Source organism: Catenulispora sp. EB89 (assembly GCF_041261445.1).
GTDB lineage: Bacteria > Actinomycetota > Actinomycetes > Streptomycetales > Catenulisporaceae > Catenulispora.
The window spans coordinates 206964-219093 of sequence record NZ_JBGCCU010000021.1 but is presented as its reverse complement, the minus strand read 5'-3'; the positions used below and the strand labels follow the sequence as shown (position 1 = coordinate 219093).

10 protein-coding genes are annotated in these 12130 nt (G+C 69.4%); 5 read left to right on the top strand and 5 right to left on the bottom strand.

Going from position 1 to position 12130, the window contains the following annotated elements:
* Positions 1 to 632: 632 nt before the first annotated feature.
* Positions 633 to 1544 carry an LLM class flavin-dependent oxidoreductase gene (locus tag ABH920_RS35660; protein WP_370353660.1) on the bottom strand — a complete coding sequence of 304 codons (912 nt, stop codon included), beginning with the start codon at positions 1542 to 1544 and terminating at the stop codon, positions 633 to 635.
* A gap of 61 nt (positions 1545 to 1605) precedes the next feature.
* Here ABH920_RS35660 and ABH920_RS35655 point away from each other — a divergent pair, with 61 nt between their 5' ends.
* Entirely contained in the window at positions 1606 to 2061 is a 456-nt protein-coding gene (locus ABH920_RS35655) for a MarR family winged helix-turn-helix transcriptional regulator (protein ID WP_370353659.1), read from the top strand.
* A 48-nt stretch (positions 2062 to 2109) separates the two neighbouring features.
* Here ABH920_RS35655 and ABH920_RS35650 read toward each other — a convergent pair whose 3' ends face one another.
* Positions 2110 to 2781, bottom strand: coding sequence for an endonuclease V (locus tag ABH920_RS35650; protein WP_370353658.1), 672 nt, complete (start codon positions 2779 to 2781; stop codon positions 2110 to 2112).
* Positions 2782 to 2881: 100 nt separating this feature from the next.
* Complete coding sequence (gene thrS / locus ABH920_RS35645; RefSeq protein ID WP_370353657.1) at positions 2882 to 4906, bottom strand: threonine--tRNA ligase; 2025 nt, start codon at positions 4904 to 4906, stop codon at positions 2882 to 2884.
* A gap of 171 nt (positions 4907 to 5077) precedes the next feature.
* Here thrS and ABH920_RS35640 point away from each other — a divergent pair, with 171 nt between their 5' ends.
* Positions 5078 to 6385, top strand: a complete 1308-nt coding sequence (locus ABH920_RS35640) for a hypothetical protein (protein ID WP_370353656.1) — start codon at positions 5078 to 5080, stop codon at positions 6383 to 6385.
* Between the two features lie 123 nt (positions 6386 to 6508).
* Entirely contained in the window at positions 6509 to 7600 is a 1092-nt protein-coding gene (locus ABH920_RS35635; protein ID WP_370353654.1) for a slipin family protein, read from the top strand.
* Here the strand turns inward: ABH920_RS35635 and ABH920_RS35630 are convergent.
* On the bottom strand, positions 7589 to 8527 hold the full coding sequence (locus tag ABH920_RS35630; protein WP_370353653.1) for a S1C family serine protease: 939 nt from the start codon (positions 8525 to 8527) through the stop codon (positions 7589 to 7591). The genes ABH920_RS35635 and ABH920_RS35630 overlap by 12 nt on opposite strands.
* A 107-nt stretch (positions 8528 to 8634) precedes the next feature.
* Between ABH920_RS35630 and ABH920_RS35625 the strand changes: the two genes are divergently transcribed.
* Both ABH920_RS35625 and ABH920_RS35620 read left to right on the top strand, forming a co-directional pair.
* The gene (locus ABH920_RS35625) at positions 8635 to 9795 is read left to right on the top strand and encodes an acyl-CoA dehydrogenase family protein (RefSeq protein WP_370353651.1); all 1161 of its coding nucleotides are present in this window, start codon (positions 8635 to 8637) and stop codon (positions 9793 to 9795) included.
* A 168-nt stretch (positions 9796 to 9963) separates the two neighbouring features.
* Positions 9964 to 10581, top strand: a complete 618-nt coding sequence (locus ABH920_RS35620) for a hypothetical protein (RefSeq protein WP_370353650.1) — start codon at positions 9964 to 9966, stop codon at positions 10579 to 10581.
* On the opposite strand, the gene ABH920_RS35615 is transcribed toward ABH920_RS35620, so the two are convergent.
* Entirely contained in the window at positions 10559 to 11572 is a 1014-nt protein-coding gene (locus ABH920_RS35615; RefSeq protein WP_370353649.1) for a hypothetical protein, read from the bottom strand. The genes ABH920_RS35620 and ABH920_RS35615 overlap by 23 nt on opposite strands.
* Positions 11573 to 12130: the final 558 nt, after the last annotated feature.

Below are 12130 nucleotides of genomic sequence, written 5' to 3'. Positions count from 1 at the left end.
TGCGCATACCTCACAACGACGACATAGCGCGCCGGCTACTGCATGTCAGCGTGGCGCACCCCAGCGAAACTCCCGAGCCGAGAACTCTCTAGCCGATCCCGACCGCTCCCACCGGCCGCGGCGGTTCTGCAGCGTTCCCCTATTTCGCACCGGCGACCGTGTCCGCCGCGAGATCCTTCACCCCCCCTGCCGCCATCCCACGCCCACCCGGCCCCGTCCCTCCGCGTCCGCTGACGGCCCGAGACTTCCCCTATCCGCTACCAATGCCCGCACTCACCGCCGCCCCAGTGACCCCTCCACTCCACTACCGGCATCCGTGCCCCACCGCCCCATCCCGCCACCGGCGCCGTGCATCTCACCAGTGCGGCCTGCCTGAGGCCTTTCCTACTGGCTGGCAGCACCCATGCCCGTCCCAGTGGAACCTTCTCCGATGCGACCCGTGACTGGCTGCCTCCCAATCACCGGCGCCAGGCGTTTGCTGGTCCCCCGCCGCCATCCATCCGCTACCGGAACCGCGTCCCTTCCCGCGGCCGCCGCCAGCTGCAAAACCAACCAGCGCACCTCCCCTCCACCGTCCAACCACACAACCCACCCAGCGCCGAACCATCTCCCCTGCCGGGCCTGATATCTCGTCACCCGCCCCCAACCTCATACCCAGGCCGTATCACCTCCTCCAACAACCACTTCATCCCATCCGCCCGATACATCCGCCATGACCCCACCACCACGTGCCGGAACCCCACCGCCGCCAAAGCCGCGATCGTCTCCCGCGCCTCGGCGGCGCCGTCCTCCGCCACGATCAGCTGCACCGACCGCTCCACCTCGGCCGGGTCCCGGCCCGCCGCCGCGCAGTGCCGGTCCAGCACTCGCGAGCGCTCCGCGAGTGACTCGACCGAGTTGTGCGGCGGCCCGGGTATGTTCCAGATGTCCGCGTGCTCCGCGACCACGCGCAGCGTCCGGTCGCCCCACGCTCCTATCAACAGTGGCGGGCCCGCCGGCCGGAGCGGCTTCGGGGCGTTCCGGTTGCCGACCAGCGTGGTGAACGGCCCCTCGTAGTCGAAGACGTCCTCGGTCCACATCTTCCGCAGGATGGTCACCGTCTCCACCAGCCGCGCTATCCCTTCGCGCGGGCTGATCAGCGGTATGCCATACGCGGCGTACTCCATCAGTCCGGGATTCTCGCCGGGCACGCCGCCGGCCCCTGCGGGCTGCACTGTGCCGCCCACGCCCAGCCCCATGACCAGGCGGCCTCCCGATATCACGTCGACCGTCGTCGCCATCTTCCCCAGCACCGCCGGGCTGCGGAACCGGTTGCTCGTCACCAGCAGCCCGAGGCCCAGCCTGGTCGTGCTCGCGGCCAGCGCCGCGAGCGTCGTCCAGCCCTCCAGGAGCGGGCCGCCGCGGTCGCCGACCAGCGGCATCATGTGGTCCCAGAGCCAGGCGTCGGCGATCTCCTCCATCTCATCAGCCTGCTGCCAAACCCGGTGGATGTCGTCGTAGGACACGTGCATCGGGGTGGTCTTGATGCCGATCTTCAACTCCATATCGTCACTGTAGCAAATCGTCAGTGCTGCTGACAATCAGTCGGCGGGTAAAGTAACCCGTATGGCCGACCTGCTCACCTCCCGACTCGGCTACCTGCTGAAGCACGCGCAACAGAGCTTCTCGCTGTCCGGCGCCCGGGCCCTGGAGTCACTGGGCATCAGCGGCCGCCAGCTGGCCGTGCTCGTCGTCCTCGACGCCGCCGAGCCCCTGTCGCAGCTCGACGCCGCCAAGGAGCTCGGCGTCGACCGCACGACGATGGTCGCCCTGGTCGACGAGCTCGAGGACAAAGGCCTGGTCGAGCGCCATCGCAGCCCCGACGACCGTCGCAAGAACATCGTCGAGCTCACGGCGCAGGGCAAGAAGACCCTCGCCGAAGGCGAGCGCCGCCATCAGGAGGCGGAGAAGGCGTTTCTCGCCGACCTCACCCCGATCGAGGCCGACCTGTTCGTGCGCATCCTGAAAAAGCTGGCCACCGACACCGAAGTGCATGGTGACCAGCCCGTAGAAACCCCGTAGAGGCCCCATGAAAGCCCCCGAAGAAACCCCCAAGGGGACCTGAAAGACCTACGCCCCCGCCAGCGCCCGCCGCGAAAGCTGGTCGGCCAGCCGCGTGGTCTCCGGCAGCCGGAACTTGGTCGCCAACCGCAGCGCCAGCCGCGTGGCGTCACCCACCGTGATCAAATGCCCGGGCGACACGTACACCGGCTTCGTCGAAAGCTGAGTCCGCAGCACCGCACCGACGACCTCCCCGTCGTGCACCAAGTCAGCAGCCTCACCGCGCTGAATCCCGGGCTCGGCGAACCGCCCCACGAAGGCCGTCTTCGCCACCCCCATCGCCGGTTTCCCGGCCAGCACCCCGAGGTGGCACGCCAGCCCGAACCGCCGTGGATGCGCGATCCCGTACCCGTCGCACACCAGCACGTCCGGCTCCACCGTCAGCCGCCCCAGCGCGCTGATCAGCGCCGGCATCTCCCGGAACGCCAACAGCCCGGACACATACGGGAACTCGACGTCCATCACCGCCGTCGCCATGTCCTCGACCGCGAGCGTGTCCGCGTCGAGCACCACGACCGCCCCCGCGACCCGCGAGGAGTCGATCGCATAGGCCACGTCCAGCCCCGCGACGTACCGGAACGGCGTCAGCGGCGTGGACACGTCCACCCGCCCCGCCAGCCGCGCCTGCTCCGCCTCGGCGTCCTGCGCCGTCCGCGGCCATCTCTCATGCGTGATCAGCACTGCTCATCCCCCTGCTTCCCCGTCCGTGTCCGGCCGGCTGACCGGGGCCCCCGTCGGTCCCGGTCGACCGGACACGCCACGCGGCGCCGCGGATCCGCGTTCAGATCCGCTCCTGCACCGCCTTCACGATCTCGGCGACGGCGTCGTCCACCGGCACCCCGTTGTTCTGCTCCCCACTGCGGTACCGGAACGAAACTGCGGCCTTCGCCACATCCTCGTCACCGGCCAGCAGCATGTAGGGGACCTTCTGCTTCTGCGCGTTGCGGATCTTCTTCTGCATCCGGTCGTCCGAGGAGTCGACCTCCACCCGGACGCCCTGCGCGCGCAGCTTCGCCGCCACCAGCTCCAGGTACGGCACGTGCGTGTCGGTGATCGGGATCCCGACCACCTGCACCGGCGCCAGCCAGGCCGGGAACGCCCCGGCGTAGTGCTCGGTCAGCACCCCGAAGAACCGCTCGATCGACCCGAACAGCGCCCGGTGGATCATGATCGGCCGCTGCCGCGAGCCGTCGGCGGCCTGGTACTCCAGGTCGAAGCGCTGCGGCAGCTGGAAGTCGAGCTGGATGGTCGACATCTGCCAGGTCCGGCCGATGGCGTCGCGCGCCTGCACCGAGATCTTCGGGCCGTAGAACGCCGCACCGCCGGGGTCCATGACCAGTTCCAGGTCCTCGCCCTCCGCGACCTCGCGCAGAGTCTCTGTAGCGAGTTCCCATTCCTCATCGGTACCGACGTACTTCTCCGGGTCCTTAGTGGACAGTTCCAGGTAGAAGTCGTTCAGACCGTAGTCACGCAGCAGGTCCAGCACGAACCGCAGCAGGCTGACGAGCTCGTCACGCATCTGCTCGCGCGTGCAGTAGATGTGCGCGTCGTCCTGGGTAAGCCCACGGACCCGCGTCAGTCCGTGCACCACGCCGGACTTCTCATAGCGGTACACCGTGCCGAACTCGAACAGCCGCAGCGGAAGGTCGCGGTAGGACTTCCCTCGGGCCCGGTAGATCAGGTTGTGCATCGGGCAGTTCATCGGCTTCAGGTAGTACTCCTGCTTGCCGTGTCCCTCGTCCAGAACCATGGGCGGGAACATCCCGTCCTTGTACCAGTCGAGGTGGCCCGAGATCTCGTACAGGTTCCCCTTAGTGATGTGCGGAGTATTGACGAACTCGTACCCCGCCTCTTCATGGCGCTTACGGGAGTAGTCCTCCATGACCCGACGGATGGTCCCGCCCTTGGGGTGGAACACCGGAAGACCGCTACCCAGTTCGTCGGGGAACGAGAACAGGTCGAGCTCCGCACCGATCTTGCGGTGGTCGCGCTTCTCCGCCTCGGCCAGGAACTCCAGGTGCGCCTTGAGCGCGTCCCGGGTCTCCCACGCAGTCCCGTAAATGCGCTGCAACTGCGGGTTCTTCTCGCTACCGCGCCAGTAAGCGGCCGCAGAGCGCATCAGCTTGAACGCCGGGATGAACCGGGTGCTCGGCACGTGCGGACCGCGGCAGAGGTCCTTCCAGCACAGCTCGCCGGTCTTGGCGTCCAGGTTGTCGTAGATCGTGAGCTCGCCGGCGCCGACCTCGACGTCCACGCCCTCGCCGGCGTCGTCGGCGGAGGCCTTGCCCTTGAGCCCGATCAGTTCCAGCTTGTAGGGCTCTGCAGAGAGCTCCTCACGGGCGTCCTCATCCGTCACAGGACGCCGCGAGAACAACTGCCCCTGCTTGATGATCGTCTGCATCCGGCTCTCGAGAGCCTTCAGGTCCTCCGGAGTGAACGGCCGCTCGACGTCGAAGTCGTAGTAGAAGCCGTTGCGGATCGGCGGGCCGATGCCGAGCTTCGCCTCCGGGAACGCCTGCTGCACGGCCTGCGCCAGCACGTGCGCGGTCGAGTGGCGGATGATCGCACGACCGTCCTCGGAGTCGGCGGCGACCGGCTCGACCAGGTCACCGGCCTTGGCCAGGGTGGCCAGGTCGACGAGCCGGGTCCCGGCCGGGTCGGTCAGGCGGGCGGCCACGACGGAGCGGTCGCCGGCGCTGTGTTTGACGTCGCCAGAGGCGAACAGGTCCGCCAGCGTCGTGCCGACCGTGACCGTCCGCTCGTCCCGGCTGGGGCCGTCGGCGATCGTCACTGCGAAGTCGGACACGGGGTGCTCCTTCAAAGGGGGTCAACAGGCGGGGCCGATCAGGAGAAAACTTTACCGACCGCCGCGGGTGCTTCGCGCGACAGTAGTCCCAGGGGCCGTCCGACCGGCCTGTTGAATCAACGTTCTACGTGACGTCGTCATCCGTTCACGAAGGGTGCCTACGGTGGTTCCGTGGGGCGGACAACTGAACGCAGGACACCGACCAGGCTGCAGCTATGGACCGGCGCTGTTGTAGTACTCGCGGCAGCGGCGCTGACCACGGGGACGCTCGCCGTGGCGGACACCCAGCACGGAGTGGCCCGGGTGGGGCAGGAGACCGCGCCGCTGGCGCAGTCCGCCTCCGACCTGTACTTCGCACTCAGCGACCTGGACTCGCAGACCGCGCGCGAGATCCTGACCATCGGCGACAGCGACCTGGACACCGAGCAGGGCGACGCGCAGGCCACCGTGAACAGCCGGGTCACCGAGATCGACGCCGACCTGCGCCAGGCCATCGGCGGGACTTCGGACAAGGCGGTCCAGGGGCAGTTCCAGACCATGCTGGACAAGGTCACCCTTTACCACGACCTGTCCTCTACGGCGCTCTCACTGGACCAGCTCTCCACAACTGCCACCAAGGGCCACCCGGACTCCGTCGCGCTGGCCTATTACAGCCGCGCCACGGACGTTATGCACTTCGACCTCCTACCGGCCGCCGCGCAGATCCGCGACTCCTATGCGAAGCAACTGAACGACTCCGCCAAGAACGAAAACGACGCCTGGACCCTCGACACCATCCTGGTGCTCGTCACCACGCTCCCCCTGCTCGCGGCACTGGTCCTGTTCCAGGTGGTGCTGTCCCGCCGGTTCCGCCGGGCGCTGAACCCGTTCCTGGCCATCGCGACCGTCGCCACGGCCGTCTTCCTCGTCGCCGGACTGAGCATGACCGCGCAGCAAAGCGACCGGATCCAGCAGGCCGTCGACAACGACATGACCCCGTACCTGGGCATCCAGCACGCCCGAGCGGTGTCCTACGACACGGTCGGCGCCATCGTCCGCTACACCGTCGCCCCGAACTTCGGCTACGACCACGGCTACGCCGCCGACCTGGTCTCGCTCAACGGCACCCCCGGCACTCCAGGCCTGCTCAGCACCGGTCTGGCCGGTACCGACCAGGCCCTCTCCCAGCGTGCCCAGAGCGATTGGACAACCGTCCAACGCGACGCGGGTAAAATCAAGAGCGAGGTCGACAGCGGCGACGTTGATTCCGCGCTCACCGAGGCGACCGGCATCGCCGGCGGCCAACTGGGCCAGGACTTCTACGCCCTCGACACCCACCTCGGCCAGGCCGCGGACAAGCAGCTGGGGGCCTTCCAGGCCACCATGGCCGACGCGCGGTCGGGCGCGTCGGGCTGGGCTGCCCTCCCGGCGGTGCTGTTCGGCGCGGTCATCGCGCTGACCTTGGCCGGAGTGTGGCGCCGGCTCGCCGAATACCGCTGAACCGCCGGTCGGCCGCACCGGGACAGGGTCCCCAACGATAAAGAAATTCGTATACTGATCGGCCAGGGTGCGAACGCCGGACGGCGGGGCACCGACATCGCGTCCTTTCTGGGAAGGACCGCCATGATCACTGCGATCGTGAGCGCCATCATCGCCGCCGCGGCGGCCGGGGCGGCGGGCTTCGGCGCCTCGCTCCGCACGGTGAAGCAATACGAGCGGGGCATCGTCTTCCGCTTCGGCCGAGCCCTCGACAGCGTCCGACAACCGGGCCTGACCCGGATCATCCCCGGCGTGGACCGGCTGCGCACGGTCAACATGCAGGTCGTGACCATGCCGGTGCCGGCCCAGGAGGGCATCACCCGGGACAACGTCACGGTGCGAGTGGACGCCGTCGTCTATTTCCGGGTCGTCGACCCGGCCCGCGCGCTCATCTACGTGCAGGACTACAAGTACGCGGTGTCGCTGGTCGCGCAGACCTCGCTGCGCTCCATCATCGGCAAGAGCCTGCTCGACGACCTGCTGTCCAACCGCGAGCCGCTGAACCAGGGCATGGAGCTGATGCTGGAGACCCCGGCGACCGGCTGGGGCGTGGAGATCGACCGCGTCGAGATCAAGGACGTGGCGCTGCCGGAGTCCATGAAGCGGTCGATGGCCCGCCAGGCCGAGGCCGACCGCGAGCGCCGGGCCCGGATCATCACCGCCGACGGCGAGTACCAGGCCTCGGGCAAGCTGGCCGACGCCGCGCGGATCATGGCCGAGACACCGGCGGCCCTGCAGCTGCGCCTTCTGCAGACGATCGTAGAGGTCGCCGCGGAGAAGAACTCGACGCTGGTCCTGCCGTTCCCGGTCGAGCTGCTCCGCTTCCTGGAGAGCGCCGGCGGCGGTGCCGCGACCACCGATGTGGTGAAGGCCGCCTATAAGGCGGTCGACACGGTGACCAAGAGCCAGCCCGACAAGGTGGACGCCGGGCCGGAGCACATCGCGATCGAGGGCGGGGAGTCCGACGACGTGGCCATCCCGCCCCCGGACGAGATCCCCGACGTGGAGCTGGCCTTCGACGAGGAACCTCCCGCCGACGCCATCGCCAGGCCGTTGACCGAACCGCTCATCGAGACGCCGCACTGGCGGGACATCTCGGATTCCCCGGAGCCCTCCTCATCGGAGTCCTCGGAGCCCTCGGAGCCCGCCAATTCCTCCAAGCCGTCAGACTCCTGACAGCTCGGCCAGCACGACCGTCACGTCCACCATCGCGCCGCGCCGGTGCAGGGTCATCGCGACCTGGGCCCCGGCGCGCCGCGCCAGCATGACCCGCTGCAGGTCCTGCGCGTTGTCGATCTCGCGGCCCTCAACGCTCAGCAGCACGTCGCCGACCAGTACCCCGGCCTGCGCCGCAGGGCTGCCCGGCACCACCTGCGCCACTCCGAACCCGGTGCGGCGGCCCAGCTTCCCGCCCAGCGCGGAGGGCAGCGGCGTGGTCGATCCGCCGACCCCGAGCCAGGCCCGACGCACCTTCCCGGCGCTGATCAGCTCGGACAGGATCAGGCGTGTGGTGGCGTTCATCGGCACCGCCAGGCCCAGTCCGACGCCGGCCACCGCGGTGTTCACCCCGACGACCCGGCCGAGGTGGTCGCCGAGCGCACCGCCGGAATTTCCTGAGTTGAGCGCGGCATCGGTCTGGATCACGTCGTCGATGATCGACTGCCCACGCTGGGTCCGGGTCGGCAGCGACCGGCCCAGCGCGCTGACCACGCCGGCGGTCACCGATCCGGCCAGCCCCAGCGGGTTGCCGACGGCGACCACGAGCTGGCCCACGCGCAGTGTGTCCGCGTCGCCGAGGATGGCGGCCTGCACCCGGCCCGGCGGCATGCGCAGCACCGCCAGGTCGGAGAGCCGGTCGCGGCCCACGACGTCGAATCCGTACTCGTCGCCGTCCGAAGTGACGGCCAGCCCCGCGCTCACGCCCTCTACGACGTGCGCACTGGTAGCCAAAAACCCGTCGCCGGTAAAGGCGACGGCAGAACCGGAACCCTCCCCCGTCCGCCCCCGAACCCGCACGCTGAGCACCGAAGGCCGCAGCGTGTCGGCGACGGAGACCACGGTCCGGGAGTAGTCGTCCAACCCGGCGTACATGTCCTCTGTCACAGTTGTCTCCTCACCCCGGCGGTCCCTGGAAACCCAGGCCCCACCGCCGGTGAAAAAACAAACAGGCAGGATTGTTTTTGCATTCCCGGCCTGGCAGGCTGGCAGACATGAGCTTCGTGGAGCCCGAGGAGCGCGTCGCGCTCCGCCAGGCGGTGCGCGACCTGGCCAAGCGGTACGGACCGGACTACGTACGGCGGCAGGCCAAGGCCGGCCTGAAGTCGACCGAGCTGTGGGACGAGGTGGGCCGGGCCGGTTTCCTCGGCGTCAACCTGCCGGAGGAGTACGGCGGCGGGGGCGGCGGCATGGCCGACCTGGCCGCGGTCGGCGAGGAGCTGGCGCGGGCCGGCTGCCCGCTGCTGCTGATCGTGGTCTCCCCGGCCATCTGCGGCACCATCATCAGCCGCTTCGGCACCGAGGAGCAGAAGCGGAAGTGGCTGCCGGGAATCGCCGACGGCTCGTTCAAGATGGCCTTCGGCATCACCGAGCCGGACGCGGGCTCCAACTCGCACAACATCACCACCACGGTGCGCCGCGACGGCGACGAATGGGTCCTGTCCGGGCAGAAGGTCTTCATCTCCGGCGTCGACGAGTCCGACGCGGTCCTAGTCGTTTCCCGCACCAAGGACGCGGCAACCGGCAACCTGAAACCGGCGCTCATGGTGGTCCCCACCGACGCCCCGGGCTTCACCAGAACCATGATCGAGATGGAGATCGCCGGCCCGGAGAAGCAGTTCCAGCTCTTCTTCGACGACGTCCGTCTCCCGGCCGACGCGCTGATCGGCGACGAGGACGCCGGCCTGCTCCAGCTGTTCGCGGGCCTGAACCCGGAACGGATCATGGCCGCGGCGTTCGCGATCGGCACCGCGAAGTACGCCCTGGAACGGGCCGCCTCGTACGCGAAGACCCGGACCGTCTGGCGCGACCGCCCGATCGGCACCCACCAGGGCGTCGCGCACCCGCTGGCCCAGGCCGCGATCCACGTCGAGCTGGCCAAGGTGATGACCCAGAAGGCGGCCTGGCTCTACGACAGCGGCGATGACCTCGGCGCCGGCGAGGCCGCGAACATGGCCAAGTTCGCCGCCGCCGACGCCGCGGTGGAGGCCGTCGACCAGGCGATCCAGACGCACGGCGGCAACGGCCTGGCGACCGAGTACGGCCTGGCCCCGCTGCTCGCGGCGACCCGGGTGACCCGGATCGCACCGGTGAGCCGGGAGATGATCCTGAACTTCGTCGCCCAGCACACGCTGGGCCTCCCCAAGTCCTACTAAGCCGTAAGAGTGACCGGGTTCCACTCCCCCACACCCCATCCCCGCACCTCAGAGCCCGAACACCAGCACACTTTCTCGTAACAGAATGACAGAAACCTCCCATAGTCGGCAATGTCCGATTACAGTGGATTCGAGCACGAAAGTTCGAATCACCCGGGAGGGAACCCCATGTCCACCATCAGCAATCTGCCACACCCCCGCGCCACGCTCCTCGGCCGCCCCGACGGCCCCGGTTTCGCAGACCTCACCGAACGGGTCGACGACCTCGACGCCCTGATCTGGACCGCGGCCCGGACCACGGACGACCCGCAACTGGCGGTCGTCCGGGCCCGGGAGTACGCCGAGTCCGTCTTCATAGGGCTCGTCCTGACCATCGGGAGCGGAGCGCACCGCCTCAACTGCGCGGTGCCGACCGCCGACGGCCCGGTCACCGCGGGCGAAGACCTCAGGATGGACATCGCCACCGAGATCCCGGCGGTCAGCCTGCCCGCATCCGGCGCCGAGCGGGAGCTGTGCGAACTGTTCGCACTGGCGCACGTCAGCGGTGCCGACGCGACGGTGATCCTGCGCTCGCGGCCGCTGCTGGAGCCGGACGCCGCCGACGGCACGCCGGGATACGTCGTCCGCGGCTGGCGCCTGTCCGGCGGCGCGACCACGCCGATCGACGCCGCCGGCATGTTCGCGTTCTGCTGCTCCGAGGCCAGCAGCGGCGAACCACTGCCGCTCGATCCCAACACCCGGTACAAGGACGCCCGAGCGCTGGTCACCCCGCCGGGGCCGGACTGAGCCAGTCGGCACGGTAGGCCGCCCAGTCGGCGGGGGTCGCGGCGAAGTCGACGTACAGGGCGACGCCGAACGGTCGGGCCGGCGGGTGCGCGCCGAGCCCCAGCCGAACACCGTCCAGCGCGGCCGGCATGGTCTCGGCCCGGGTCCAGTGACCGGGGTCCCGGGTGTGGAAGGCCGGGACCCCCATCAGGAGCTCGACGTTCTTGGGTACCGCGCTCAGGGCCACCTGAGTCTGCCGGGCGACATAGCCGCGGTAAGCCCACGCGGTGGGCAGGGAGGTGTCGTAGGCCATCACTGCCACCTGATCGCAGTACCCGGCGACCTGGCGCAGGTAGCTCTGAGACCACCACTTCGGATGCCCGGCCAGGAAGTTCCCGGGGATCCGAAAGCCGGACAGCGGCTCTATCTGCGGCACCGACGCCGACAGCAGAGCATGGTGGGCCCGAGTGACGGTACGCGCCGCACCCAGCACGTCCAGGAAGCCGGGATCGCCGTCGGGCACCGGCTCGAAGTCGAAGTGCACACCGTCGAAGCCCCGGTCCAGCGCGGCACTGACCCCGGCGACTATCCGCCCCCGGGTGGCGGCGTCGTCCAGGTGCAGGGCCTCCCCGCCGACGACCTGCCCGAGCCAGGCCTCGACCCGCACCCCGGGCAGCTCCCGATGCACGGCGTCGAGGAACCACTCGGCCTTCGGACTGCGCGCCGGGTCCAGCGAACCGTCCATCTCGAAGGGCCCGTCGTGCACAAACAGATCCTTGATACCTGAAGAGCGAACGAGAGCCACCAACGCCTGCAGGTCGGCATCGGTCTTGGGCCCACCAGCCACCCCGGCCTGCCATCCGACCCAGGCGTGGCCAAGCCACAAGGCGTCGTCGCCGGTACTGCGCGCGCCCGGCGACGGCGTCCCAGCCCCCTCCGCGTAGAGCGCCGCACCCATAACGCCGACCACCACCGCCAGCACACTGCACAGCGCCACCGCCGACGCCAGCACCCTACGAAGCCAGCGCGCCCGGCGCCGGTACCAGGCCACGAGCCGCCGGACCGGCTTACGACTGCCGCGCTTCCCCCCGGGATCAAATTCCCGCCCGAGCTCCGACTCGGGGCCCGGCACACGCCCAGACTCAAGCCCAGACTCCGGCACGCGCTCGGACTCGAACGCGGGCGCTGGCCCAAGCTCGGACTCCAGCGCACGGTCCGCCCAAGACGCCGGCCCCTTCTCGGATGCACCATCCGGCTTAAGCTCAGGCCTCGGCCCTGGCTCATGCACGCGCCCTGGCTCGGGCTCCAGCACTCGCTCAGGCCCCGACTCCGGCGCACGCTCGGACTCGAACGCGGGCGCTGGCCCTAGCTCGCACTCCGGCGCGCGGCCCGGCTTGAGCGCAGGCCTCAGCTCTGACTCAGGCACACACTCAAGCTCAGATTCCAGCACTCTCTCAGGCTGGGGCTCGGGCCCAGACCTCGGTGTACGCTCCGGCCCGAGCTCTGAACCCTTTCCGGGCGCGCAATCCGGCCCGAGCACAGACCTCGGCGCTGGCTCAGACAAGCGCTC

Excerpts from the sequence above, each read along its gene's own strand:
- ABH920_RS35660 (WP_370353660.1), bottom strand. The coding sequence starts at position 1,544 with ATGGAGTTGAAGATCGGCATCAAGACCACCCCGATGCACGTGTCCTAC.
- ABH920_RS35655 (WP_370353659.1), top strand. The coding sequence starts at position 1,606 with ATGGCCGACCTGCTCACCTCCCGACTCGGCTACCTGCTGAAGCACGCG.
- ABH920_RS35635 (WP_370353654.1), top strand. The coding sequence starts at position 6,509 with ATGATCACTGCGATCGTGAGCGCCATCATCGCCGCCGCGGCGGCCGGG.
- ABH920_RS35625 (WP_370353651.1), top strand. The coding sequence starts at position 8,635 with ATGAGCTTCGTGGAGCCCGAGGAGCGCGTCGCGCTCCGCCAGGCGGTG.
- ABH920_RS35620 (WP_370353650.1), top strand. The coding sequence starts at position 9,964 with ATGTCCACCATCAGCAATCTGCCACACCCCCGCGCCACGCTCCTCGGC.